This is a genomic window from Nocardia miyunensis NBRC 108239, assembly GCF_001613065.1.
In the GTDB taxonomy this organism is placed as follows: Bacteria; Actinomycetota; Actinomycetes; order Mycobacteriales; family Mycobacteriaceae; genus Nocardia; species Nocardia miyunensis.
Genome location: NZ_BDBQ01000092.1, coordinates 24,115 through 49,530, shown reverse-complemented (window position 1 = coordinate 49,530; position 25,416 = coordinate 24,115). Strand labels below are relative to the sequence as shown.

Sequence of the window (25,416 nt, the reverse complement as noted above, 5' to 3'; positions counted from 1 at the left end):
TGTTCACCTCCCCAGATAGGCTTCGCTGAGATCGAGTTCCGACTTCTTCGACCACTTCAGCCCGTGCAGGGCCGGTGTCATCGCCAGCTCGTTCTCGTTGTTGAACAGTTCGATCACGAACGCGTTGTCGAGTAGTTCGGTATTGAGCACCCGGTAGGCGGCTTCGGCCTCGGTCCCGTTCGGATCTACTGTGTGCCAGGCGGTATCGACTGCCCGGCGATACTCCGCATCGACGAAATTCGAGGCGTTCTTCTGAGCGTTGAACGGGAAGGCGCCGGTCGGCAGGGTCGCCGGTGTGTACTGCGTGTAGGTGTGGGCGGTGATCCACAGCCCCTCGTAGGTGCCGCGGATGAGGTGTTCGAGGGTGGCCGCGTAATCCATGGGCTGCAACGTGGTTCGGATACCGGCGGCCGCGAGGTCGGCCTGCACGATCTGCGCGACGGCTTCGGTGTCCAGCGACCCCGTCGTGTAGGCGATCGGAATCGTTGGAACAGTGCCGATTTCGGCGACCAGTGCCCGCGCCCGGCTCACATCGTATCCGTAGGTGGAGTTCAGGCCGGCGTCGAATGCCGGAGAGTACTGCGGCCACGGCAGACTGGCGACGGTGCCGTGGCCCTGATAGATGTCGTGGAGGATGCGGTCCCGGTCCACCGCGTAGGCGATCGCCCGGCGCAACCGCACATCACCCAGCCCCGGCGCCCGGACATTGGCGCCGATATACCAGTTGTGTGTCACACCGGTCTGTTTCACCACCTTCAGGCGGGTGCGCGCGGTGAGCGCATCGGCGTCCCGGGGCGCGATCGACCACAGCAGGTCGAGTTGCCCGGTGCGCAGCTGGGCGACCTGGGTTTGCACATCGGGCACGATCACGTACTCGACGCCGTTCAGATGGGGTGGGCCCTTCCAGTAGTTCTTGTTGGCCGCGAAGGTGATCGACGCACCGGGTTTCCAGCCCGTGAACCGGAAGGCGCCGGTGCCGTTGTAGCCGCGGCCTGCATCGAAATCCGCCATCGTATTGCGATCGATGATCGGGACCAGATCGAGCAGATCGAAGAAATTCCCCACGGGCTGGGCCAGCCGCAGCGTAATGGCGTGCGGATCACCGGTGTCGTATGCGGTGATCAGCGCCGCGGTCCGGGCGAGCTGACCGGCGCGGGCCGGATTCGCATAGGTGGTGAGGCTGAACCGCACATCCTCGGAGGTGAAGGGCCGGCCGTCGTGGAAGGTGACACCGTTGCGCAGGGTGAGCCGCACGGTCAGCCCGTCCGGTGACACCTGCCACGAAGTCGCCAGCGCCGGTTGTGGTTTCAGGCTGTCGGCGGGATAGCGGATCAGGGTGTCGTAGACCAGACCGGTGATCATCGTCTGTGCCGGGGCTCCCGCGTACAGGCTGGCCGGAGTCAGATCACCGCTGTCGCCGATGCGCAGCACACCACCCTCGGTCACCCCGGCATCGGCTCCGGACGTGGCCTGCTCGACCGCCAGCCGACACCCCGCCACCGCGAGAACTCCAGCGAGGAACAAGGCGAGCACCGGCAGGGTTCGGTGGCGCGGCGGGGCGCAGCGGCGGAACACGGGGATCCCTTCGAGCCGTGCGGACCGGTCCCGCGGCGGCGGAACCGGTCCGGTCGGAATGTGGCGGTATCAGATAACGAAGCCTGGGAAACGGTCGGCGGGATCGACGACCGAGAAATGCGAGGCATCGCCGGTGCGGATACGGCTGGGTTCGTTGTCCACCGACACCGGGATATCGCCGGCCAGGGTGACCCGGTGCACGCTGCGCTTGTGCTCGCCGAAATCGGAGATCCCGTAGTGCTGGGTCGCACGGTTGTCCCAGATCGCCACATCGCCGGGAGCCCAGGCCCAGCGCAGGGTGTTCTCCAGGCGGGTGATCCGCTCCTGCAGCAGTGTGAACAGCGCCACCGACTCCGAGGACTTCAGGCCCACGAAGTTCTTCACGAAATGGCCGAGCAGCAGCGACTTCTCACCCGTTTCCGGATGCACCCGGACCACTGGATGTTCGGTCTCGAACACGATGCGGGTGAAGTTGCGCATATGGTCCTGCCGGGCGATCGTCCGCGAACGCTGGTCGGCGTGCACACCCGCGTAGTCGTATTCGTTGCTGTGGACTGCCCACAGCTTGTCCACCAGCGCCTTCAGCGGTTCGGGCAGCTGATCGTAGGCGGCGGTGGTGGACGCCCAGGTGGTGGCACCACCGTAGGGCGGGATATCGACGGCACGCAGGATCGAGGCCTTCGGGATGCGATCGATGAAGGTGACATCGGTATGCCAGCTATTGGCGGCACCCTCGATGACCAGCGTCCGATTGTCCTCGGAGGTCAGCGTCGGATGGGTGGTGGTCGGCGTGCCCAGGGTCGAGGCGAATTGATACTGCACATCGTCGTCGACTTGGTGCTGACCGCGGAAGACGACCACCTTGTTCGCGGCCAGCGCGAAGCGGATGGCGTAGGCGGTCTCGACACCGATATCGCCGGAGATATGGACGCCCTCGATCAGGGCGCCGATGTGCTCGCCCAATTTGGTGACGGTGATGCCGCCGGCGGCATAGATATCGGAAGCGCCGACGGGACGGGTCTCGATGGTGGTCACGGTTCTCCTCCGTCGATGAGCAGTGCAGGACAAGGGATTACGGCATCCCGGCGTGTGACTGGAGTCCGGGACGACGCTGGTGGGCGACTGACTCGAATGTCAAAGTAATCGACATAGATTAATTTGAGAAATGTATCCGCTCACGGTGATTCTTTCCCGGGACACGGCCGGGACGCGATGCATCACCCTGGGTAGGGTGAAGGCCCATGACCGCCAGACGCGGCCGCTACAGTGCGGGCGAGGAAACCCGGGTGCTGCTGATCACAGCCGCCGAGCACCTGTTCGCCCGGCGCGGCTACGACGCAGTCACTCTCGCCGAGATCCGCAGCGCCGCAGGGCAACACAACGCGTCGGTGATCAGCTACTACTTCGGTTCCAAGGAAAACCTGCTGCGCGCGATATTCGATCACCGGCTGCCCACGGTCAGTGCCGACCGAGACGCTCTCGTCGCCCGGCTGACCACGCCGGGCCGTGCACTGACCTCTCGCGAGGTGCTGTGGGTGATGGTGCAGCCGTTGGTCAATACCCTGCGCGAAGGAAACCACTATGCCGGCCTGCTCGACCAACTGATCGAGACCGACGTTCTGCATCGTGTGTTCAGCTCCGCGAACCCCGATGTGACGGCCAGTGGATTCGAGGTGGACCGCGCGCTGCACGCGGCGCTCGGCGAATTGCCGGAGGGGATCCGGCAACAGCGAATCCGGATGACGTACGAGAGTGTGCTGCGCACATTGGCTCGCTACGACCGGTCCGGTACCGCGCCCGATCAGGCGGCTATGTCGACTCTCATCGACGCCTGGGACGGTCTGCTGAACGCCCCGTCGTCCGAGGAGAGCGGGGCGATGGTGCGCGACACCCGGTAGGGGTGGCTGCAGCCGGGAGTCGACCCACTCGCGGTGCGCACGATTTTCGAGCCTTCGGTCGGTTCGGTGAGCAGCTCCTCCACAAGGGCTTCCTTGGTCGGGAAGTGCCGGTAGAAGGTGGTGGCCCCGACGCCCGCGCGGCGGGCGATGGCGTCGATCCCGACGTCGCCACCCTGTTCGATGAAGGCCGCGCGGGCAGCGTCGACCAGTTTGCGGCGGTTGCGTAACCGGTCTTTGCGTGGGCGCTTTGAGGTGCGATGTCGGGCATCCCGCTACAGCATCGGGCAGGTTGTAGATGCTGGCGCCCTTCAACTGGTTGCTGGCCGACTGTGCTCGGCAACCCAGACGGCAATCTGGGCGCGCGATGTGAATCCGAGTTTGGTCAGGATGTTTTCGACGTGTCTCGCGGCGGTGCGCGGGGAGATGAAGGAAGGACAGCCACCATACATCTGGCTGGCCGTACACGCATGGTACGAAGGCGCCCTGAGCACTCTCGCCGCCCCGCCCGAGTCCCACGAATAAGTAGCAGAAAACCCTACGCCGGTCGATGCCATACCCTGCGGAAAGCAAATACGAAACCCAAACCGTGGGGTTTCCGTGGGGCCGGGCCAAATGAAGCAGGTCAGGACCGGTACAATACCGGTCCTGACCTGCGATTTCTGTGGACCTTGGGGGAGCTTACTATAACTCGAAACCGCAGGTAGAAGCCCTGGAAGCTGTTCGTCGAAGGCTTCCGGACCCCACCACGCCAGCCACACCGTCCGCCGCCCGACCCAGGCCCGCCCGGGCCCGCCGACTTGGCACCGATCAGGTCCGGGAACTAATCGCCGGGTATGAGAGCGGAGAGACGGTGTACCAGTTGGGTGCCCGGTTCGGTATCGAGCGGCGGACGGTCAGTGCGACCCTGCACCGGCATGGTGTGCCGATGCGCCGCCGGGGGCTGGCCCCGGAACAAATCGATGACGCCATCCATCTGTACAACCTCGGGTGGTCCCTGGCCCGTGTCGGTCGACACTTGGGTGTCGACTCCACCACCGTGCTGGCCAAATTGCGCCAACGCGGTATCCCTACACGCGACGCCCACGGACGACCACGCGCGTAATGCGGCATCGACATAGGTGCGCAGATGCCGCAGGATCGTGCCCTCGGCAGGGATCAATAAGGATGGGACTCGGTGGTGACCGGCGGTCCCATGGGGAACGCTGACGATCGAAGCGGGGTTTGACTACCCGAAGGCGGATTGATCTGTTGGTCCCGATCAGCGACCCTGTTCCGTCGGGCCGCTGATCAACTGCCGGAACGCACTTCGTTCCACCGGTCGAGGGTCTGCTTGATTGCGGTGTGGGGGATCGCGCCCGCTCGCACAATGGTGGGGCCGTCATCGGTGGTGAAGTCCACGATGGTGGACGGGGCGTCTCCGCTGGGGCCGCCGTCGAGGTAGGTGTGGACGGTTCACCGAGCTGTGTCCCGGCTTGTTCGAATGTGGTTGCCGGTGGTCGACCGGTGAGGTTGGCGCTGGAGTGAGCTAGGGGACCGACGCTGCGCAGCAGGGCCAGGGCCAGAGGATGGTTCGGCATGCGGATCATGACCGTTCCTCCGGTGTTTCCCAGGTTCCAGGCCAGAGTGGGGGCTGCGTGCAGGAGCAGGGAGAGTGCTCCGGGCCAGAAGGTTTCGATCAGTCGTCGTGCCGCGGGCGGTAGCGACGAGGTGAGTGTCTCGGCGGTCATCGGGTCGCCGATGAGGATCGAGGCGGGCTTGTCGGGGCCGCGTTGTTTGGCGGCGAGGAGATTTCGCACGGCGAGTGGAGCGAAGGCGTCGGCGGCGATGGCGTAGAGGGTGTCGGTCGGGAACACGATGAGCTGTCCGGCTCGCACAGCGTCGGTGGCGTGGGATATCCGCTGTTTGCCGGGCAGCCTCGGTTCGGCAGGCGTAGACGTTGATCGGATTCGGTGTCCGGCTTGTCACGAGACCACTTTCACAATGGGGCTCCACGCTTGAGGTTGGCCGCGTATGGCATTTATTTCAGTGATGAATAATCCTGTAGCGTACTAACGGTGACGAGCGACGATCAACTCGACTGGCTCACCCCGGAAGAACTGCGGATCTTTCGCGCGTTCAATCGGGCGTCGGAAGCTGTCGCCGCCCGTCTCGACGCCGATATGGAGGCCGAGACGGGGTTGCCGCGCAGTTATTTCGACATCTTGTGGCGGCTGCGTCGCGCGCCAGAGAGGTCCTTGCGGATGAGCCGGTTGGCGGAGATCACTCACTCCAAGTCCAGCCGGATCACGCATGCTGTGGGTCGGTTGGAGGCGGCTGGTCTGGTACGTCGTGAAGTTCCGCCCGGTGATCGGCGCGGCTGGCTCGCGGTGCTGACCGAGGAAGGGCTCACGCAGGTGGAGCGGGCTGCCCCGGTCTACGCACGCAGTGTGCGCGAACACTTCCTCGGTTCGCTGACCAGCGAATCTCGTGATCAGATCACGGTCATCGGAGAAACGCTGCTGGCCGACCTCGATCCGGAATCGCTGCCCTGCGGTGGGGACAAGGAGGGTGGGGCACCGTAAAAGCCTCACCTCATCTGGGCGCCGAGCTCTCGATCGGAGCTCGCACCTGTGCGGCGATCGTGCTCGGGACGGGGTGGCGGAGCACCGGGCGGATCGGTTGTGCTGGTCGAATTCGGCGACGTCAGCGGTGCAACGCTGTGGTGAATTCCGCGGTTGTCAGCACCTCGGCGTGCTGCGGGACCACGGACGACAGCAGGGTTTCGTGCAGGTCCTGGTTCGGGTCGGCGCATGCGTCGGACAGGACGAACAGTCGGTAGTCGCGGTCGGCGGCGTCGGTGATGGTGGACAGCACCACGCCGCTGGTGGTGAGACCGGCCAGGACGAGCGTGTTGATTTCGCGCTCGCGCAGGAACTCGTCGAGCTGGGTGGTGGTGAGCGCGCCGATGCGGGTCTTGGTTACGACATGCTCGTGCGGCTCGGGCCGCACATCGGGGTGGATGGCGACCTCCGGTGTCCCCTCGGCAGCAATGCCCGAGCTGGCGACGGCCGCGAAGACGCGGTGGTGATCGGGCACGGCGGCGTGGTCTTCCTCGGTGAAGGCGACGCGGACATGTACGACCTCGATGTCGGCGTCGAGCGCGGCGCGGCGGGCGCTGCGGGCCTGCTCGAGCAATCCGGCCGGGTCCTCGAGCATCGCCAGCGTGAAGTGCTGCATGTCCATCAGCAGCAGAGCGGTTCGGTTGGGGGTGAATACGGGCACGATCAGGGACTCCTTCATCATCTCGTCCATCACATTTATTACAGCACTGTATATTACAGTGTTAAAGTAAACCTGTGAAAGACGCCTTTTGGCTCGAACCTCGTGAGCTCCGGACGTTCCGGTCTCTGGACCGGTCGTGGCGGGCGTTGATGACCCGTCTCGATGAGGATCTCGGCTGGGATGTCGGCTTGCCGCGCACCTACTTCGAGATTCTGTGGCGGTTGCGTCGCGCACCGTCTTGGTCGATGCGGATCAACGATCTGGCAATCGAGACCGGCTCGAAGGCGAGTCGCATGGCTCACGCGATCGGGCGGCTCGAAGCCGAGGGGTTAATGCGACGCGAACCTGCCGAGGGCGATCGGCGCGGGTGGACGGCGGTGCTGACCGAACACGGTCTGAGGACGGTCGAACTGGCCGCGCCGCGGTTCGCGCGCACCGTGCGAGAAAGCTTCCTCGACCTGCTGACGCCGATCATGCGAGAAGAGTTGATCGCGATCGGCGAGGGCGTCGTGCGGGAGCTGAGCCCCACCAAGCTGAATGGCCCGAACATGGAGGGAGACAAGGGAATATGACTGCTTTGGCTGAACGCGCAATCGACATCCCGCAGGCGAGCAGGCATGCGTGGCGTGTGCTCACCGTCGCCTGTGCGGGCGGCTTCCTGGCGTCGGTGAACACCTCCACGATTGCGGTCGCGCTACCGACGGTGAGTCGTCATTTCGGTGCGGGCGCGGCCGGGGCGTCGTGGATGCTGCTGTCCTACATGCTCGTGACGACCGTGCTGGTATTCGTGTTCGGTCGGGTCACCGATATGTTCGGCCGACGCCGGATGTATCTGACCGGTCTGTCCGTGCTGACGCTGGCAAGCCTGGCATGTGGTCTGGCACCGAACATCGGCTGGCTAGTCGCGCTGCGGTGCGTTCAGGCTGTGGGTGCGGCCGCGTTGCTGTGCAACATCACCGCGTTGGTCACCGACGCGTTTCCGGCGAATCGCCTGTTCACGGCATTGGGGATCAACGCCACGGTGTCCTCGCTGGCGCAGGTCCTCGGCCCGGTCGTGGGCGGTCTGCTGGCTTCGGTGTGGGGTTGGCGCGCGGTGTTCTGGTTCAACGTGCCGATCGGCGTGGTCGGGCTGATCTGGGCAGCGATCAACCTGCGCCGGGACACCACACCGACCAAGCGTGAGCCGTTCGACCTCGCGGGTGCGGTGGTGTCCAGCCTGGCTCTGGGCGGTCTGGTGATCGCCCTGTCCGAAGGTGGCGCCGAAGGCTGGACCAGTCCCGAGGTGTTCATCGGGCTCCTGATGTTCATCGTGTGCGGCCCGCTGTTCGTGGCGATCGAACGTCATCGGGCGCACCCGCTGGTGGAACCGTCGTTCTTCGCGCACCGCGCTCGCACTTCGGCCTATATCGCGTTGCTGTTCATGTCGATGGCGTACTTCGCCGTGGTCACCTTGGTCGCGTTGTACTTGCAGGCAGCGCGCGGTCTGGAACCGTATGCCGCGGGTCTGCACGTGCTGTTCGTGGCTGCGGCGATGTCGGTGGCCGCGCCGATCGCAGGTCGGTTGAGCGGCTACTTCGGGGCGAAGCTGCTCGGCAGCCTCGGCATCGCCCTCACCGCGGCGGGGCTGTTCGGTCTCGCGGCGATGGCGCGCCCGGAGCAATTCGAGGTGCTGATGGATGTGTGCCTCCTCGCCATCGGCGGCGGTGCGGGGCTGTTCATGACGCCCAATACCAGCTCCATCATGAGCAGCGCCCCCGCCCACCGACGCGGAGTCGCCAACGGTGTCCGGCAGACCACACAGAACGCCGGATTCGCTTTGAGCACAGCGCTTTCCCTCGCGATCACCACCGCTGGACTCGGCGCGGCGGAGCAGAAGGCCGCCTACGGCGGGACCTTGTCGTCGCTGTCGAGGGGCGCGCTGGATGCCTTCACTGCTGGCTACCGGTGGGCGCTGGTGGCGCTCGGAATTTCGTGCATGGTCGCGCTGGTGGCCTCACTGAGCCGCGGGCACGAGGTGCCCGCCGAGTGAGGTCGGGACCATCGGTGCGTGCGTGTGGTGCTCGGGGGACCGAGCACCACACGAACGTGCGCGGTAGTCCGCTGCGATAGCACCGCTGTCAGGCGTGCGAGTCTACGATCACTGGACTTTCGGAGATTTCCAGCGTGTCGGCCCAACTGTGCAGGCGCTGCCAGAGGATTTCACGCTGTGGGGAGAAGTTGTGCATGTGCGCACACCGGGGGACCTCGGCAATCGTGATATCCCGGCTGCCGGGGTATGCGGCCGCTTCGGCGCGAATGTCGGCGAGGACGTCGCGTTCCCCGGCGCCGAGGAAGACCGGCACGTCGATGGTTGCGGCCTGGTCCGCCACGACGCCCGGCGCCATGCAGTCTGCGGCGAACGGCGGAAAGGTCCGGCTGATCCAGGGCGGCATGGTGTCGGCGGTGCGGACCGGGAACCCCGCCGAAAGGTCGTCGGCCACGACCTCCGGGGCCACATCGTCCCAGTGGTACGCGTAGCGCACGTTGGCCAGGTCGTCTGTCAGTTCGCCGGACCAAGCCTCGGCTACCGAACTGCCGCCCGCGGGGGCGAGCATGCCTTTCGCGGGAGTGGGGATGAACGTGTGCACGGCGCTGAAGCCCAGCACGGCGATGGCTGAGAACGTCCGGAAGCGGCTCTGCTGGTGGATCAGCTGCATGCCGCCGAGGGAGTGACCGATGCCGATGGCGGGGCCGAGGCGCAGCTGGTTACGCAGTTCGGTGCAGGCGAGGTGGGCGGCGTGTGCGCTCGTGTCGAGGTCGGCGAGAGAGTCGGGAACCGGGCCGCTCTCGCCTGTGCCCAGCGGGTCGCAGACCGCGAATGCCCAGCCCCGTGTGGCATGGTACTCGGCTTGTCCCGGTCCGGGCAGGGCCGGGTGCGACAGGTCGAAGTAGGTCCGGGTGTAGCCGCCGCCGGGGGTCGCGAAGGCGAACAGTTCGGGGTCCGGGGCGCTGCGGAAAACGGTGACCGCGAGTGTGGCCGGCATCCCGACTGCGGTGCTGACGTCGATGCGGTGTTCGGTGCGGATCACGACAGTGCTCCTTCGGGTTCGGGGCCGAGATCCAGTTCCCGGATCGGTGAACTCGCACCTGGGCGTAGGAACAGGGTGATCACCAGCGCCAGGGTCGCCACGGCGGTCATGTAGCCCGCGACCGGTACCCAGCTTCCTGAGCTGTTCATCAGCCAGACCGCGATGAGCGGTGCGAACGCGCCGCCCAGGACGTTGCCGACTGCGGAACTGACCCCGATCGCGGTGTAGCGCAGATGCGGTGGGAACAGTTGCGGGTAATACATGCCCTGCACGCTGTAGTTGACGGCGAAACCGCCCAGCAGAAGGGCGAACCCGATGAACAGCAGCACTGGATTTCGGGTGCCGAACAGCGAGAACCAGACGAACGGTGCGATGACCATCACGACCATTCCACCGGCGAAAACCGCGCGTGGTCGGCTGGTGCGGTCGCCGATCCAACCGAACAACGGCATGACGAACACCAGTAGTGCGCAGATCACCATCACCAGCAGTGACACGGTGGTCGAACTGACGCCGACCTTGGGTGCGTAGCTCAGTGAGAACACCGAGCCGAGGTAGAAGAAGATGCTCTGCGGGACGGTCACCAGCACCAGGCCCACGAACCGCAGCGGATGCTCGCGGATCACCTCCAGTGCGGGGTTGCTGCTCACCTGCCCGGAGTCTTTCGCCTCGGTGAAGTCCGGGCTCTCGGCGAGTCGGTTGCGGATATAGAGCCCGACCCCGACCAGCGCGATGCTGGCAATGAACGGCAGCCGCCACCCCCACAGCATGAACTGATCCTTGGGCAACAGATTGACCAGGAAGAACGCACCATTGGCCAGCAGCAGACCCACGAGGCTGCCGGTACTCACCGCACCGGTGAAAAGCCCACGCCGCCCGCCACTTTCGGTGTGCTCGTAGGTCAGCAGGAACCCGCCCGTGGTACCGCCCGCCACGGCCAACCCCTGGATCACCCGCAACACGACCAACATGATCGGAGCTGCGATCCCGATCGTGTTGTATCCGGGCAACAGACCGACCAGCGTGGTGGCCCCGCCCATACCCACCAGGGTCAGCACCAGTACCGTCCGTCGGCCGATTCGGTCGCCGAAGTGGCCCAACAACCAGCCGCCGATCGGGCGAGCCAAGAATGCGACCCCGAATGTCGACAGCGACAGCAGTGTCCCCGCGACGGGGTCGACCGACGGGAAGAACAGTTTGCCGAATACCAGCGAGGCGGAGAGTCCGTAGATGAAGAATTCGTAATACTCGACTGAGCTACCGATGAGGCTGGCGAGGGCGACTCGCCGCTGGTGGCTCCGACTCGTTTGGTGCGTGGTGCTCATGCGGTCCTCCCGCGGATCTCACCGGCGAGACGACCGCCGGTGGTGGCTGCTACGGCAACCAGGGTTGTGCTGTTCATGTGGGGAATTACCTCCGTGTCGGAGTCGGGCTTGGTGCTGCGTCGTACAGGCCCGGAAGAACTCGAAATGCCTTTCATTCATCTGCAGTTCTGCAATTGCCGGCCTGTATTCGAGGTGCTTGATCCCTATGGGGAAAGCGCAGGGCGAAAGAGAAATGCGCCAGGCGGATAGGGCATGACGCACCGAACGCGGATCATTGGAATGATCGCCGTATCTCGGTGGTGTCGTGTATCAGTGGCGGGAGACTCGTCGGCCGCGATTTTTGCTTACCGACGACAAATGAAGGGCAGTCCGCTCGGTCTCGGGCGGCCGGGTGCTGCTCCCTCGATTCGCGTACCGCGCCGGTCCACGATGTCCCGGGCTGTTATGCCTTCGCTCAGGTCCAGTCGATGACTTCGTCGAGCAGATTGGGGTAGCTCTGCTCGAGTTTGGCGACATAGTCGGTGAGGTGTTCGCGCATGAGCCGTTCGGCGTCGTTCGCCGCGCCGGACCGAACGGCCTTCTCGATCAGCTCGTGTGGTGGAGTTACGTTGGTGGCCAGATCTTTTCGGACCCGTTCCATGCTCGACTTGTCCGAGAAGATGTCGCGGAGCGCCTGAGCGACGAGCACGAGGATCGGGTCGCCGGATAGCCGGGCGACGCTGAGGTGGATATCGCCCTCGCTCAACGTGAGGTTGCCGTCGGTATCGGTCATGTCGGCGCTCAGGTCGCCCTGGGCCACGCGCTCGGCTGCCAATCGGGCCATGAGCGGCTCGAGCCGCATGCGCGTGGCCATGAGGTCGCGCAGTGTGAGCTGCATGAGGTGGAAATACAGCGACGATGAATTCGCGAATTGGTAGCTGGCGACCTCGTTGACGATCGCTCCGCCGCCGGGTCCCGGCTTCAGTGAAATGACCCCGTACATCTCGAGGATGCGCAGCGCTTCGCGGAGGGTCGGGCGGCTGACGGGGAAACGCTTGAGGAGCTCGGCCTCCGACGGCAGACGTTGCAGGCCCTCGAAAGCAATTTCGCGCACGACTTCACCGGCTACGACCCGTGCCGTCTTCTTCCCCACCGATGAGCTCACTCCGTCACGATACTCGGATGGTGTTCCCGAATGCAGCCGGGGAGCTGGGTTCGCGTCGCGAACCTGCTGGTAACCGATTGCCGGAGAAGTGATCACGCCGTGCCGGGCTCGGGCATGTGACGGGGGTGACTGAGTTGCGGATTGCATACGACTCCTTTGTCGATGGGGTGTCGTCGGTTGTGCAGAAGCACCGGGGCGCCGGGGTGGATCGAGCGTCCTGACGGCCGTCGCGGTGATGGTCGCTGTGCGGACGCTCGCGCCCCTGTCGGCCATTGGTGCGCAACGGGTTTCGTTCGTTCAGTTGATTGCCGAGTGCTGGTCGGCCACCGCGTCGGCGACTGATCGTGGCGGACGGGGTGCGACGCCGGGCTCCGGCGTGACGAAATTCATTTAAATGGATTGCTCTTTGGGTGTCAAGGGTGGATCTGGGCTCCGAGGCGACCGCGGCGATCGACTGCCACAGGGCGTCGAGTCGATCGACGTGAGGTCGGTTGAGTGGCTACGTGCGGGCCGCTCCTGCTGCCCCTGTGCTTCGAGGTGGAGTGACGGTTGACACTCGCCTGTAAATCTATTTAAATGAATTTACATCGATGCCACATCCGGCCCCTCTGTTGGTGCGACCGACATGGCTGCAGACGTCGTCTCGAGACATCCACGACGTGCAGCGAACCGGAGACCCGCCCGTTTCGTCGGCGATGCGCCGACCAGCTGTTCGATGTCCGGGCCCGGACGGCCCGGTGCCTCGAGCATCGACGTGAAAGGACCTACTTATGACGACCCGCCTCGTGGCGACCGGTGACTCGATCCTGACCAGGCGCCTGTCCGCGGTCCGCACCCCGGGGTTCACCGATGTGGTGGATCGAGTGCGCTCGGCGGACGTGTCGTTCACCAACCTGGAGATGGTGTTCCCGGGCACAGGCCGGATGCCCGCAACCACCTTCCACGGCACGCACGTGGGTGTGGACCCGGAGTTGCTCGACGAATTCGGTTGGCTCGGGTTCGACCTCTACGGCATGGCCAACAACCACGCCACCGACTACGGCACCAACGGCCTGGCCGCCTCGATCGCCGAACTCCACAAGCGAGGAATGGTTTTCGCCGGTGTCGGCCACACCCTGCGCGAGGCTCGCCGGCCGGTGTACCTGCAGACCGCACAAGGCCGGGTCGCGCTGATCTCGGCGGGCTCGTCGAATGCTCGGCTGTCGGTCGCCGCAGATCCGGGGGAGGGGGATGTCGGGCGGCCCGGGATGGCGCCGGTGCGGCTCCAGAAGACGCACTACATCGCGCGGGAGAAGTTCGAGCTGTTGCACGACATCCTCGCCGAGGCGGGTGTCGACGTGGCCGCTACCGGTACGACCGCACCCGGCATCTCCTTCCCGTACCCGGATATGAATGTCTACGACCGCCCGCCATTCGACGGATTCGCTGTGGAGGGTGTGCATTTCGCGCCGGACGAGCGTTCGCACGTCCAGACCGATGCCCTCGAACGTGACGTGCAGGCCTTGGTCGAAGTCGTGGACGAGGCCGCCAAACAGGCCGATCTGGTGTTCGTGGCGCTGCACTGCCACGAAGGTGTGGACGGGCGATGGAATACCGAGGTGGGCGCGGAGTTCCTGCAACCGCTCGCGCATCGGCTCATCGACGCTGGTGCGAACGCGATCCTCGGCTCGGGTCCGCACATGCTGCGGGGCATCGAACTCTATCGCAACCGGCCCATCTGCTATTCGCTGGGCAACTTCATCTTCAACCTGGAAACCATCGGGTCGTTCCCGCTCGAGGTCTACGAGCAGCAGGGCATGCCGCTGGACTCGACGGCGGCGGACCTGTACGACCGGGTCACCGGCTACGCCACCGAACGGCGATTCTGGGAGTCCGTCCTGGCCCAGTTCGACTTCGACTACAACGGCGATCTTGCCGCTTGCGAGCTGATCCCTGTGACCTCCGGGTTCGGCCTGCCTCGCTGGCAGCGCGGCTGCCCCGTTGTGGCCGACGAGAACGACTCGCTGCGCATCCTCGAGCACCTGGACGAATTGTCCCGTCCCTTCGGCACCCGTATCGAACGAGTCAAGCAGGACGACCGCACCGTCGGCCGACTCGTTGCCGGGGCCTGACCGGGCCGCACCACAGATTTCGAGGCGAAGACCGACTTCGGTGTTCGCACTCCCTCCGAAGGACAGGAGAGTAACGGATATGACACTCGCACAATCACATTCGGGCCCCCGAGAAGCCCAGGCCGATCCCGTGCGGATCTCGGCGATCGACACCGACGTCCACGTCGAACCACGCTCGTTCGAGGAACTCATCTCCTACCTGGACGCACCATGGCGCAACCGCAACGTCATCGACCGCGTGCCGTTCAGCCGTGCGACGTACAAGACCCTCGACGGCGGCGGCCGCAAGGACGCCTACCCCGAGCACGGCGATATCGGATCCGATCCGGAGATGGTCGGACAGCAGCTGTTCGTCGACGATCCGATCGACTACGCGATCCTGCTGCCGTGGAGCTTCCGCGGTTTCACTGTGGACCCGGCCCTGGACACCGCGCTCGCGGCTGCGGTGAACACCTGGCTCGCCGATACCTGGCTGTCGAAGTACAACGACGAGAACCGGTACGTCGGATCCATCTCGATCGCTGTCGACGACCCGATCGCGGCGGCGCGGGAGATCGAGAAATGGGCCGAGCACCCGGGGTTTCGTCAGGTGATGGTCGGTCACTATGGGCCGCGGCCCTTCGGCCACCCGATGTACGACCCGATCTGGGAAGCTGCGGCCCGGCACAATCTGCCTGTCGGCGTGCACTTCCGCGGCGGCGCCACCCAGCCGCTGGGGTGGACCTCGACCGGTCCTCTGCAGTACTTCGTCGAATACCACTCGCTGATCGCGCCGATGGCGTACGCGACGCATATGGCGAGCTGGATCTGCAACGGCGTGCTGGACCGCCATCCTCAGATGAAGGTCCTGTTCATCGAGGGCGGATTCCTGTGGTACCGGCCGCTGGTGGATCGGCTGGCCCGGCACTGGGATCGGACCGGCCAGGAGCTCTCGGCGCGCAAGACTCCGCTCGAGTACGTGCGGGACAACTTCCGCTGGGCCTCGCAGCCCATTGAGGAATCGCCGAATCCGAAGCAGATCGCCGATCTGTTCGAGGAGGCGAATGCTGCTGAGCTGCTGCTGTTTTCGAGTGACTACCCGCATTACGACTACGACCCGCCGAGCAAGGCCCTGCCGCGCTCGCTGAGCCCTGAGGTGAAGCACCGCATCATGTCCGAGAACGCACGAGAACTCTACGATCTGCCCGAGACCAGGCCGGCGGATCGATTCGACCGGGCGGCGGGCCGACTGTGATCATCGACTGCGCAATTCACCCCGTCCTGCCCGACATCGAGTTCAACCGGGCGATCGGCTCGCCCTGGAATCTGCTCAAACTGCCGACCCTCTACGGTGATCGATACGCCGCGCCGTTCGACCAGCTGTCGGTGTCGCCCGAGGAGGCGGCGAGTCCGGCCGCGGTCGCCGAAGTCCTCGAACGCTCCGGCGTCGACTACGCGGTGCTCAGCCCGACCACCCGCGGATACTGGCCCAACCCGCAGCAGGCCGCCGCGGTCGCCAGCGCCGCGAACACGATGCTCTACGAGAACTGGCTCACCGCAACCGAATCCGAGGGCCGGTTCCTGGGATCGATCCGCATCGCGATGAACGACACCGACGTCGCGCTGCGCGAGATCGACCGCTGGGCCGACGACGACCGATTCGTGCAACTCGTCGTCCCGGCGCGCGCCCTGGCCACCTACGGGGAACAGCGTTTCTTCCCGATCTGGCGGGCCGCAGCCGAGCGCGGTCTGGTGGTGTTCGTCCACGACGATCTGGGCACCCTGGTGGAACCGCCGCCCTCACAGGTCGGGTTCCCCAGCTTCTACGCCGAGACGCACACCATCCGGCCGCTGTCCGGGATCACGCAGCTGACCAGCTTTATCGTCGCGGGCGTCTTCGAGCGCCTGCCGGAACTGCGAGTGGTGTTCGGCGACGTCAGCGTGCACGCGGCGCGGTCGCTGGCGGTGCGCACCGACAAGGACTGGCAATCGGACCGGCTCGAGGTCCCGTGGGTGGTGAACGCCCCGACCAGCTACCTCGAACGACACGTCCGCTTCATCACCCAGCCCGAGGACGAGATCTCCCCGCACAGTGCACGTTCGACCGGAACCATCGGCGGGGACACCTCCTCGCTGGTGCTGTTCGGCAGCCGCCATCCCTACTGGGACGGGGTCCGCGCACAGGATGTCTTCCCCGCCTGGACCGAACCGGAACGTCAGCGGGCGCTGGCCGACAACGCCGCGCAGTTCTATCCACGTCTGGCAGCGCGGTTTTCAGCCGAGGTGAGCGCATGACCGACATGCGACCGAACACGAGGAACAGCACATGCGTTATGTAGTGGGCCCGGCCGCGGAGTTGCCGCCGGGATCGTCGACCGTCGTCTACCCGGACCGAGTCACGAGCGGGATCGGCGTGTTCAACGTCGACGGAGAGTTCTACGCGTTGAAGAATACCTGCCCGCACATGGGCGGCCCGCTCTGTAAAGGGACCGTCCGCGGCACGTCCGCGGCGGAGGTGGGCGACGACGGAGAACTGGCCATGCGGTGGGAGCGCGACGGTGAGATCGTCTCCTGCCCTTGGCATCACTGGGAATTCGAGATCAAGACCGGCCGGACGATCTTCACCTCGCGCCAGCGCGTGCGGGGCTATCCGGTCTCGGTGGTGCCACCGGACGTGCTCGAGCGGCTGCGCGAAGGCGTCGAGACGATTCCGGTGTCGGTCGAGGACGCCACCCTCGTCATCGAGATCTGAGCTGACGGTGGCGGTCTCGAGCAGCGGGACCGCCACTGGATCCGGAGTGCGGTGCAGCACTCCACCACGCCGCCGACGGGCCGGTCATACCCCCGCTCAGGACAGAGCGATCGAGTCCGGTTGTGCCGCAAGCATTTTTCATTCAGTTAGGAATACCGATGTCTGAACGCGACCTCGAGCTGGTGGTCACCGGGACGGATCCGGTGGCCAAGGGAATTCTTCGTCTCACGCTCGCATCCCGGGACGGGAGTGAACTTCCGGCCTGGCAACCGGGCGCGCACATCGATCTCCACTTCACCTCCCGGGGTGCGGAATACGTACGCCAGTACTCGCTGTGCGGTTCGCCTGCGGACCGGAGGCAGTGGCAGGTCGCCGTGCTGCTGGTGCCGGAGGGGCGCGGCGGATCCGCGCATATCCACGAGTCCTGCGCGGTGGGGGATACAGTCCGAGTTACCGGACCCCGCAACAACTTTCCCCTCGAATCCGCAAGTGAGTATCTGTTCATCGCGGGCGGAATCGGCATCACGCCGATGCTGCCGATGATCGCCGAGGTCGCGGCATCGGGCAAGAACTGGCGTCTGGTGTACTGCGGGCGCTCGGTCGACTCGATGGCGTTCCTCGACGACGTTCTCGCGCTGGGTGCGGACCGGGTGAGCCTGCACGCACGCGACACTCACGGTCGCGCCGACCTCACCGCACTGATCGCGCAGACCGGTCCGGACACCGCCATCTATTGCTGCGGGCCCGAATCCATGCTCCGCACGATCGACGAGAGCCGTCAGGCGCGGCCCTCCGAGCGGGTGCATGTGGAGCGGTTCGCCCGCCGGGAAGGCGAAAATGAGGGCACAGCAACCGAATTCGAAGTCGAATTCGCCCGCTCGGGTGTCGCGGTCACCGTGCCTGCGGATCGTTCCATCCTCGAGATGGCCGAGGAATCCGGCGTGGACATCGACTCGTCCTGTCAGGAAGGCATCTGCGGATCGTGTGAGACGGCCGTGCTTTCGGGGACGCCCGACCACCGGGACGAGGTCCTGAGCGAGGCGGAACGCGAGGCAGGCAAAACCATGATGGTGTGCGTCTCGCGATCGTGTTCGGCCCGACTGATTCTCGATGCATGACGGAACGTTCACCGCACACAACGAAGTAAGGAGCCGATCGCAATGACGACAGTAGCCCCGACCGGAAGCGATTCCTCGATCTCCGGTGAGGTGCCGCGCCACCAGCGCGTCCTGCAGGAGTGCGGTCCGGCCACGGGCCGGATCTCGGGGATCAACCACCTGGTCCTGTTCACCCGGGACATCAACGAGGGCGTGCGGTTCTACCGCGACATCCTCGGCCTGCGCGTGGTGCGGACCGTCCGCTTCGCGACCTCCGCCGACGGCCTGCGCCGCGCCGCCAACCACTCCAGCGGCGGGGCCGTGGCGAACGCCGCCGAACCCTCGTCGGTCGCGGTGGAGATGACGGTGCGTCAGGTGTTCTTCGAGATGGGCAACGGAGAGTTGTTCTCCCTGTACGAATCTCCCGCGGTCGCGGAGAAACCGGCCGCCCCGGTCAGTTCGGTGCTGTGGCCCTCGGAGATCTCCGAGCGGTGCAGCCAACCGCGTGAGCCGCAGAAGATGGATCACCTCTCCTTCGACGTGCCCACGCACGCCGATGTGGAATGGTTCCGCGAACATCTGCTCGCGCACGGCGTGGCCGTCTCGGAGATCTCCGAGCGGCGCGGCGCGAACAACATGCACCGGTTCATCTCTTCGTTCTACTTCCTCGACCCCAGCGGAAACCCGCTCGAGATAGCGACTTTCGACGCCGCCGACGGCGCCTGGCGGTCCTACGACTTCTCCGACTGGTTCATGGACGAGGATCCGGTGCCCGCGCTCCTGGACGGCCCGTCGCCGGATGGCGACACCCTCGCCCCGCGCTGGGTCCACCCATCGGACGAGTGACCATGGTGATCGAGTACGAGGAAGTCACGGACTGGGGTACGGACGAGTGGGATCGCGACGTCAGCGGCATCGCGGTCGATTCCCGCGACCAGGTCTATGCCCTGCGGCGCGGCGAGGATGCGGTCACGGTGCTCGATCGCGACGGGACAGTGGTCGACCGCTGGAGCGACGACGACTTCTCCGAACGTCCGCACCTCATCTCGATCGACCACGAAGACAAGATCCACATCGCCGACGACGGCGGTCACCGAGTCTACGTATTCGACTCGGCGGGTAAGCGACTGGAGGTGATCGGCAGCGGCGCCCCGTCTCAGACCGGATTCGACGCCACCTCGGCGCCGAGCAGGGAGAGCGCGTTCGACCGGATGCACGGCGGCCCGCCGTTCAATCGACCCACCAAGGCGGTATCGTCGCGGAACGGAGAACTGTTCGTCAGCGACGGCTACCGCAACTGCCGCGTGCACCGGTTCTCCCCGGACCGGAAACTTGTGCATTCCTGGGGCGCGCCCGGAGCCGCTCCGGGCTGCTTCGTCATCCCACACAGCATCACCATCGACAACGACGGCCGAATCCTGGTGTGCGACCGCGAGAATGACCGCATTCAAGTGTTCGATCGCGATGGCGAACTGCTCGAGTTGCGGAACGACGTGCAACGTCCGACAGACGTTGCCATCGACCAGCGCGGCTATGCGTACGTGACCGAACTCGCCCGCGGCCCACTCGATCTGAAGTCCTGGCGACTGGGGCCCGCCGAGCGAGAACTGCCCGGCAGGGTCACGGTATTTTCCCCGGACCGCACCGTCGTCGCCCGAATTGCCCCGCCCAGAACAGATTTCCTCGCCCCGCACGCTATCGCCGTCGATTCCACCGGCGCGATCTACGTATCCGAGGTGCCGGAGTCGTTCGCCCGAAGCACCGGCCGAGCCCAGCAGCGGCATCGCTGTCTGCACAAGTTCGTGCCCCGCGCAATGCTCCCCTGATACGAGATGGGACGCCCGCTGCGCAACGAACCTTCGCCGTCCTGACAGCAGGTTCCGCCCGGCTTCGGATATCGAAAAGCATTCGACCACAAGACAATTCAACAATACTGATCGTTCGCCGTGTGAGCAGGCCGCACAAGGTGACCCGGAGCGGTCGGCGCTGCTGCGTGAGGGGCAGGAGCACCGACCGTGTTCCGGGCTCCGGGCGTGATCCGCCGAGTAACCAACAACCGATCGCAGGGAAATCCATGTCCAACAACGCTTTTATCGCCGATCCCACCATGCTTCGGATCGGTGGACGGTCGATCACGACTGATCGCACGTTCACCGTCGTCGACCCGGCAACCGGAGCGTCGATCGCCGAAGTCGCGGACGCCACCCCGGCCCACGCCATCGAAGCGTTGAGCGTCGCCGCGGACGTCCAGTCGGACTGGGCCGCGACACCCGCTCGCGCTCGCGCAGATATCCTGCGTCGCGCATGGGAACTCGTGATGCAACACAGCGAACAATTCGCTCGGCTGATCACCTCGGAGATGGGCAAACCGCTGGCCGAGAGCTACGGCGAGGTTACCTACGGCGGCGAGTTCCTGCGCTGGTACGCCGAGGAAGCGGTCCGGATCAATGGCCGGTACGCCGAATCACCGGGTGGTGCGGGCCGCATCCTGGTCACCCGGCAACCCGTCGGGACGACCCTGGCCATCACCCCGTGGAATTTCCCGCTCGCGATGGGCACACGCAAGATCGCACCCGCTTTGGCCGCCGGATGCACCGTGCTGATCAAACCCGCCGCCGAGACCCCATTGACGATGCTGCTGCTCAGTGAGGTGTTCCGCGAGGCCGGGCTCCCCGACGGGGTGCTGTCGATCCTGCCCACCTCCGACGCCGCGGCGCTTACGGCCCCGCTGCTGTCCGATTCACGGCTTCGGAAGGTGACTTTCACCGGTTCCACCGCGGTCGGCAGGACACTTCTGCGCGGTGCCGCTGAACATGTGCTGCGCACGTCGATGGAACTCGGCGGCAACGCCCCCTTCATCGTTTTCGCCGACGCCGACCTCGAGGCAGCCCTCGATGGTGCGATGGCCGCCAAGATGCGCAACGGCGGCGAGGCATGCACCGCGGCAAACAGGATCTACGTGGAGCGCTCGGTCCTCGACGAATTCACCGACGAATTCACCGACCGCATGCGCGCCCTTGTCGTCGGCCCAGGCGACCAGCCAGGGACCGATCTGGGGCCCATGATCACCGCCCGACAGCGTCAGCGCGTCGCCACACTCGTCGACATGACCGTCGCTGCTGGAGCCCGGATTCGCACCGGCGGAACCGTTCCCGAAGGCCCTGGCTACTACTACCCGCCCACGGTCTTGACCGACACACCAGAAGATGCGCTCATTCTGCGGGAAGAGATCTTCGGCCCCGTAGCGACCATCGTCGCCTTCGACGGCGAAGCAGCCGGAGTCGCCGCGGCGAACAACACCCCCTACGGGCTGGCCGCATACATCTACACAGGCGACATCGACCGTGCCCTGCGCGTGTCCGCAGCGATCGAAGCCGGAATGGTTGGCGTCAACCGTGGGATCCTCTCCGACGTCGCAGCCCCGTTCGGAGGCATCAAGGAATCCGGTCTGGGACGCGAAAGCGGGAGCGAAGGCATCGACGAATACCTCGAGACAAAGTACGTCGCACTCCGCTGAGACCTTAGGCTGTAGTCGGCGGAGGTTTCGGTCGGCTTCGGCGCTCGCTGCCGAATGTGGCGGGCGGTTACTAGGTCGTCATAAGGATCGGGCCTGGCGTTGACCAGCGGTTTCCTGGGGGACGCTGACGATTGAGGCGGGATTCGGGGCGGTGAGTGGCTCTCCGACTGCGAGCTCAGACGCACCGAACAGTGTGCTGATCCGATCGAATACCTCCAAGCAGGTGACCAATTCGGCTGACCCTGGGCGGCGTATTCTCTTGCTGAGCCCGAAGGTGTATTGCGAGTGACCGATGACGGACACCGATCCATTCAAGACGGAACGTGACCTCGGTGCTGATGTTGTCACGGAGTTGAGTGCTGTCGGGTTTGAGAACGCAGATGAGATAGGGCGGGGTGGTTTCGCCGTCGTATACCGCTGCAATGAGTCTGTTCTGGACCGTGTGGTAGCTGTGAAGGTCCTCACCCGCGAACTCGATGAGAATCGAGAGCGTTTCTTTCGCGAGCAACGTGCGATGGCGCGGCTGACGGGCCATCCACACATAGCTGAGGTGCTCGAGGTCGGCGAAACCGAGACTGGTCGGCCCTACCTGGTCATGCCGTATTGCTCGCGGGGCTCACTGCATGCGCGAATCATCCGCGATGGCCCGCTTTCGTTGCAGGAAGTACTCCGCCTGGGGGTCAAAATGGCGGGTGCGCTGGAAACGGCGCATCGTGCGGAAGTTCTGCACCGCGACGTCAAGCCAGCGAACATTCTGTACACCGACTACGGCGAGCCTGCGTTGACGGACTTCGGCATTGCTCATCTGGCTGGGGGCTTCCGGACAGCCACCGGTACGGTCACCGGTTCGCCCGCCTTCACCGCACCCGAGGTCCTCCGTGGGGATCCAGCGAGCTTTGCTTCGGACGTATATGGGCTTGGGGCCACGGTGTTCTGCGCACTCACCGGTCACGCCGCGTTCGAGCGCCGCAGCGGCGAGCAGGTGGTGGCGCAGTTCCTGCGGATCGCGACCCAGTCGGTTCCGGACCTGCGCGAACGCGGCATCCCCGACGATGTCTGTGCAATCGTCGAGGCGGCGATGAATAGCGATGCGCAGGACCGTCCTAGCGCTGCGCTGTTCGGTGAGCTGCTTCAGCGAGCTCAGCTCGCTCACGGTTTCGGGGTCGACCAGATGGCGCTTCCGGTCGAGCCGTCAGGCGAGCCGGTAGTGCCGGTGGTTGTTTCCGAGCGGTGGGACGGCGTTCCTGACCGGAGGTCTGGTCTATTCCGCGAGGGGGTGGGGAACCTGCCGCTGGAGCTGACCCATTTTGTGGATCGTCGTAGGCAGGTGTCGGAGGTGAAGAACCTGCTGTCGAGTTCTTGTCTGGTGACGCTGACCGGAATCGGTGGGGTCGGCAAGTCACGGCTCGCGCTGCGGGTCGCCCAAAAATCGCAACCGAATTTTGCAGACGGTGTTTGGCTGGTCGAGCTGAGTGAGTTGCTGGATCCGTCGTTGGTGGCCGATGTCGTGGCTGGCACCTTTGGAGTGCGGCACCAGGTCGGAAGGCCGATGCTCGAGGTGCTGGTGGAATTCTTCACTACTCGCGATGTGCTCTTGGTGCTCGACAACTGCGAGCAGGTGATCGACGGGGTCGCGAAACTGGTCGAGTCGTTACTGCGGGCCTGCCCGCAGCTGCGGATACTGGCTACCAGTCGTGAGGCTCTGGGCATTGGCGGGGAATCGGTACTGCCGGTGCCGCCGCTGGGGTTCCCGGATCCGAGAACCGGGTCGTCCCTGCGGGGAACAACCGGCTCCGACGCGGTGACGCTGTTCGCGGAGCGGGCCGCCGCGGCGGTGCCAGGATTCCAGTTGACCGAGGACAACCGGCTCAGCGTGGCCGGGATCTGTGCACGGCTGGATGGGTTGCCATTGGCGATCGAGCTGGCAGCGGCGCGGCTGCGCACGATGTCTGTCGAGCAGATTTTGGTGCGGCTGAATGATCGGTTTGCCCTGTTGACTCGCGGCAGCCGGAGTGCGCCGACACGGCAGCAGACGTTGGGGTGGTGCATCGGCTGGAGCTATGACCTGTGCACACCCGAGGAACAACGGTTGTGGTGTCGGCTGTCGGTATTCGCGGGAAGCTTCGAACTCGACGCTGCCGAGGACGTATGCGGCAGCGACATGAGCGAGCCCGAGTTCCTCGATGCATTGTCCGCGCTGGTCGACAAGTCGATCCTGATCCGGGAGGAAACGGGCAGTGTGGTTCGCTTTCGGCTGCTCGAGACCGTGCAGGAGTACGGCTTACAGAAGATCACGGATGCTGGCGAGTATGCGGAACTGCGCCGGCATCACCGCGACTGGTACGAGCGGCTGGTGCTAGAGGCAGAGACAGACTGGGTAAGTCCACGCCAGCTCGAGTGGATCGCCCGCCTCACACGAGAGTTACCGAACCTGCGCAAAGCGCTGGAACTCAGCCGATCGGAGGCGGACGCAGCCGGATTGCGGACCGCCGCCGCGCTCTTCGGTTTCTGGCTTTCGAGCGGCCGGCTGAGCGAGGGGCGCCGTTGGTGCGACCGCACACTCACCAGCACATCCGACGCGCCGGCGGTCGACCGAGCCGGGGCCCTGTACACAGCCGCCGTATTCGCCGTGATCCTGGGTGACCTTCTGGGCGCAAACGGGCACGTAGCCGAGCTTCGCGTTCTTGCCGAGCAGACAGCCGATCACAGCATTGGTGCCCTGCTCGCCTATGCCGACGGATACACCGCTCTCAGCAGCGGCGATCTGGCTTGCGCAGCCACTCGGTTGAACGAGGCCGTCACGGCATTCGACGCCCATAGTGGGATCTCATTCCAGCTCAAATTGAGAGCACTGATCTCACTAGGATGGAGGTACGAACTGGCGGGGGACCTGCCGCGTGCCCTCGCCTGCCTTGAGCAGGTACTGACCGTCACGGAACGCCACGGCGAAACGGTATACCGGTCGCTGACACTGCGTGCCATGGCGCTTGCCGTATGGCAGAGCGGTGAGCGGGAGCGGGCGGCGCAGCTGTTGGAACAGGCTATTCGGTTGGCGCGACAAATCGTAGATCCGCTCGTCGCAGCGTACTGTTCGGAAATACTCGCCTGGATCGCGGCGGAGAAGCACGACGCCCGGCGCGCCGCCGTTTTGCTGGGTGCCGCGCACGGGCTCGGTCAGGCAGTCGGCGGTTCCAGCATCAGACGTCCCCATTTGCTTGTCTTCCATGAGGAATGCGAGCGCCGCACTCGCGACGTACTCGGCCGGCGAAAATACGAATCCGCCTATCAAAAAGGCGTTGCGATGAGTTTCGACGCGGCAATCGACTTCGCGCTGAGGGAGCATAGCGCCGCGGCATCAGCTGGTCGTGTATCAACGGATTTGACCAAGCGAGAGCGCCAGGTCGTCGACCTCATCGCCGAGGGATTGACCAACAAGGCAATCGCTGCCCGCCTGGTGATTTCGCAGCGCACAGCTGAAGGGCACGTGGAGCACATCCTCACCAAGCTGGGCTTCACCTCGCGAGCACAGATTGCAACGTGGGCGGCAGAGCATTCCCCGGACCAGCCTGCATGAGCAAATCAACAGCCTCGTGGGGTGCGCTGCGGTCGAGCTCGAACCGGTTCCAGGCACGCAGGGCGTGCTCGACTGATTCGGGCGCAGGCATTCCCGGGTCAGAGTGATGGTGACA

Annotated in this window: 20 protein-coding genes and 1 pseudogene; 13 read left to right on the top strand and 8 right to left on the bottom strand. The window is 65.1% G+C overall.

Annotated features, from left to right (window positions below):
* Positions 1-3: 3 nt before the first annotated feature.
* On the bottom strand, positions 4-1,575 hold the full coding sequence (locus NM2_RS36540) for an ABC transporter substrate-binding protein (RefSeq protein ID WP_067678963.1): 1,572 nt from the start codon (positions 1,573-1,575) through the stop codon (positions 4-6).
* Between the two features lie 69 nt (positions 1,576-1,644).
* A complete protein-coding gene (locus NM2_RS36535) occupies positions 1,645-2,610 on the bottom strand; it encodes a TauD/TfdA dioxygenase family protein (protein ID WP_067678960.1) in 966 nt (321 codons plus the stop codon).
* 206 nt (positions 2,611-2,816) lie between these two features.
* Between NM2_RS36535 and NM2_RS36530 the strand changes: the two genes are divergently transcribed.
* Positions 2,817-3,473 carry a TetR/AcrR family transcriptional regulator gene (locus NM2_RS36530; RefSeq protein ID WP_067678957.1) on the top strand — a complete coding sequence of 219 codons (657 nt, stop codon included), beginning with the start codon at positions 2,817-2,819 and terminating at the stop codon, positions 3,471-3,473.
* Here NM2_RS36530 and NM2_RS48185 read toward each other — a convergent pair.
* Positions 3,377-3,682, bottom strand: coding sequence for a helix-turn-helix domain-containing protein (locus NM2_RS48185; protein WP_084531944.1), 306 nt, complete (start codon positions 3,680-3,682; stop codon positions 3,377-3,379). The genes NM2_RS36530 and NM2_RS48185 overlap by 97 nt on opposite strands.
* Positions 3,683-4,760: 1,078 nt before the next feature.
* Positions 4,761-5,386 (bottom strand): annotated as a pseudogene (locus tag NM2_RS48180) (L-threonylcarbamoyladenylate synthase).
* A gap of 141 nt (positions 5,387-5,527) precedes the next feature.
* Here NM2_RS48180 and NM2_RS36515 point away from each other — a divergent pair.
* Positions 5,528-6,034, top strand: coding sequence for a MarR family winged helix-turn-helix transcriptional regulator (locus tag NM2_RS36515; protein WP_067678948.1), 507 nt, complete (start codon positions 5,528-5,530; stop codon positions 6,032-6,034).
* Between the two features lie 121 nt (positions 6,035-6,155).
* On the opposite strand, the gene NM2_RS36510 is transcribed toward NM2_RS36515, so the two are convergent.
* Complete coding sequence (locus tag NM2_RS36510) at positions 6,156-6,764, bottom strand: cysteine hydrolase family protein (RefSeq protein ID WP_084531943.1); 609 nt, start codon at positions 6,762-6,764, stop codon at positions 6,156-6,158.
* 44 nt (positions 6,765-6,808) lie between these two features.
* Here NM2_RS36510 and NM2_RS36505 point away from each other — a divergent pair, with 44 nt between their 5' ends.
* Together NM2_RS36505 and NM2_RS36500 are read left to right on the top strand one after the other, a co-directional pair.
* Positions 6,809-7,306: a MarR family winged helix-turn-helix transcriptional regulator gene (locus NM2_RS36505; RefSeq protein ID WP_067678945.1), complete on the top strand. Its 498-nt coding sequence runs from the start codon at positions 6,809-6,811 to the stop codon at positions 7,304-7,306.
* Positions 7,303-8,763, top strand: coding sequence for a DHA2 family efflux MFS transporter permease subunit (locus NM2_RS36500; protein ID WP_067678943.1), 1,461 nt, complete (start codon positions 7,303-7,305; stop codon positions 8,761-8,763). The genes NM2_RS36505 and NM2_RS36500 overlap by 4 nt, the downstream gene beginning before the upstream one ends.
* An 88-nt stretch (positions 8,764-8,851) precedes the next feature.
* On the opposite strand, the gene NM2_RS36495 is transcribed toward NM2_RS36500, so the two are convergent.
* The 3 genes from NM2_RS36495 to NM2_RS36485 form a co-directional block, all read right to left on the bottom strand.
* Positions 8,852-9,802 (bottom strand): alpha/beta fold hydrolase, encoded by a 951-nt coding sequence (locus tag NM2_RS36495; RefSeq protein ID WP_067678940.1) that lies wholly within the window; start codon positions 9,800-9,802, stop codon positions 8,852-8,854.
* Positions 9,799-11,127 carry an MFS transporter gene (locus tag NM2_RS36490; RefSeq protein WP_067678937.1) on the bottom strand — a complete coding sequence of 443 codons (1,329 nt, stop codon included), beginning with the start codon at positions 11,125-11,127 and terminating at the stop codon, positions 9,799-9,801. The genes NM2_RS36495 and NM2_RS36490 overlap by 4 nt, the downstream gene beginning before the upstream one ends.
* A 454-nt stretch (positions 11,128-11,581) precedes the next feature.
* Complete coding sequence (locus NM2_RS36485; RefSeq protein WP_067678934.1) at positions 11,582-12,271, bottom strand: FadR/GntR family transcriptional regulator; 690 nt, start codon at positions 12,269-12,271, stop codon at positions 11,582-11,584.
* A 770-nt stretch (positions 12,272-13,041) separates the two neighbouring features.
* Between NM2_RS36485 and NM2_RS36480 the strand changes: the two genes are divergently transcribed.
* The 9 genes from NM2_RS36480 (at position 13,042) to NM2_RS36440 (ending at position 25,301) form a co-directional block, all read left to right on the top strand.
* Positions 13,042-14,382 (top strand): CapA family protein, encoded by a 1,341-nt coding sequence (locus NM2_RS36480; RefSeq protein ID WP_067678931.1) that lies wholly within the window; start codon positions 13,042-13,044, stop codon positions 14,380-14,382.
* Between the two features lie 79 nt (positions 14,383-14,461).
* Positions 14,462-15,616 carry an amidohydrolase family protein gene (locus tag NM2_RS36475; RefSeq protein ID WP_067678928.1) on the top strand — a complete coding sequence of 385 codons (1,155 nt, stop codon included), beginning with the start codon at positions 14,462-14,464 and terminating at the stop codon, positions 15,614-15,616.
* Complete coding sequence (locus tag NM2_RS36470) at positions 15,613-16,656, top strand: amidohydrolase family protein (protein ID WP_067678925.1); 1,044 nt, start codon at positions 15,613-15,615, stop codon at positions 16,654-16,656. Before NM2_RS36475 ends, NM2_RS36470 begins: the two co-directional genes overlap by 4 nt.
* Before the next feature lie 31 nt (positions 16,657-16,687).
* Complete coding sequence (locus tag NM2_RS36465) at positions 16,688-17,113, top strand: Rieske (2Fe-2S) protein (protein ID WP_067678922.1); 426 nt, start codon at positions 16,688-16,690, stop codon at positions 17,111-17,113.
* Positions 17,114-17,271: 158 nt separating this feature from the next.
* A complete protein-coding gene (locus tag NM2_RS36460; protein ID WP_067678919.1) occupies positions 17,272-18,231 on the top strand; it encodes a PDR/VanB family oxidoreductase in 960 nt (319 codons plus the stop codon).
* Between the two features lie 42 nt (positions 18,232-18,273).
* Positions 18,274-19,056: a VOC family protein gene (locus NM2_RS36455; protein WP_157121572.1), complete on the top strand. Its 783-nt coding sequence runs from the start codon at positions 18,274-18,276 to the stop codon at positions 19,054-19,056.
* Between the two features lie 2 nt (positions 19,057-19,058).
* Positions 19,059-20,036: an NHL repeat-containing protein gene (locus NM2_RS36450; RefSeq protein ID WP_281182674.1), complete on the top strand. Its 978-nt coding sequence runs from the start codon at positions 19,059-19,061 to the stop codon at positions 20,034-20,036.
* 248 nt (positions 20,037-20,284) lie between these two features.
* Positions 20,285-21,727, top strand: coding sequence for an NAD-dependent succinate-semialdehyde dehydrogenase (locus tag NM2_RS36445; RefSeq protein ID WP_067678913.1), 1,443 nt, complete (start codon positions 20,285-20,287; stop codon positions 21,725-21,727).
* A gap of 292 nt (positions 21,728-22,019) precedes the next feature.
* The gene (locus NM2_RS36440) at positions 22,020-25,301 is read left to right on the top strand and encodes a protein kinase domain-containing protein (RefSeq protein ID WP_067678910.1); all 3,282 of its coding nucleotides are present in this window, start codon (positions 22,020-22,022) and stop codon (positions 25,299-25,301) included.
* Positions 25,302-25,416: the final 115 nt, after the last annotated feature.

Bases quoted from the DNA above. Each gene is read 5' to 3' on its own strand.
- NM2_RS36530 (WP_067678957.1), top strand. From the start codon at position 2,817: ATGACCGCCAGACGCGGCCGCTACAGTGCGGGCGAGGAAACCCGGGTG.
- NM2_RS36510 (WP_084531943.1), bottom strand. From the start codon at position 6,764: ATGGACGAGATGATGAAGGAGTCCCTGATCGTGCCCGTATTCACCCCC.
- NM2_RS36500 (WP_067678943.1), top strand. From the start codon at position 7,303: ATGACTGCTTTGGCTGAACGCGCAATCGACATCCCGCAGGCGAGCAGG.
- NM2_RS36490 (WP_067678937.1), bottom strand. From the start codon at position 11,127: ATGAGCACCACGCACCAAACGAGTCGGAGCCACCAGCGGCGAGTCGCC.
- NM2_RS36480 (WP_067678931.1), top strand. From the start codon at position 13,042: ATGACGACCCGCCTCGTGGCGACCGGTGACTCGATCCTGACCAGGCGC.
- NM2_RS36475 (WP_067678928.1), top strand. From the start codon at position 14,462: ATGACACTCGCACAATCACATTCGGGCCCCCGAGAAGCCCAGGCCGAT.
- NM2_RS36465 (WP_067678922.1), top strand. From the start codon at position 16,688: ATGCGTTATGTAGTGGGCCCGGCCGCGGAGTTGCCGCCGGGATCGTCG.
- NM2_RS36460 (WP_067678919.1), top strand. From the start codon at position 17,272: ATGTCTGAACGCGACCTCGAGCTGGTGGTCACCGGGACGGATCCGGTG.
- NM2_RS36455 (WP_157121572.1), top strand. From the start codon at position 18,274: ATGACGACAGTAGCCCCGACCGGAAGCGATTCCTCGATCTCCGGTGAG.
- NM2_RS36450 (WP_281182674.1), top strand. From the start codon at position 19,059: ATGGTGATCGAGTACGAGGAAGTCACGGACTGGGGTACGGACGAGTGG.
- NM2_RS36445 (WP_067678913.1), top strand. From the start codon at position 20,285: ATGTCCAACAACGCTTTTATCGCCGATCCCACCATGCTTCGGATCGGT.
- NM2_RS36440 (WP_067678910.1), top strand. From the start codon at position 22,020: ATGACGGACACCGATCCATTCAAGACGGAACGTGACCTCGGTGCTGAT.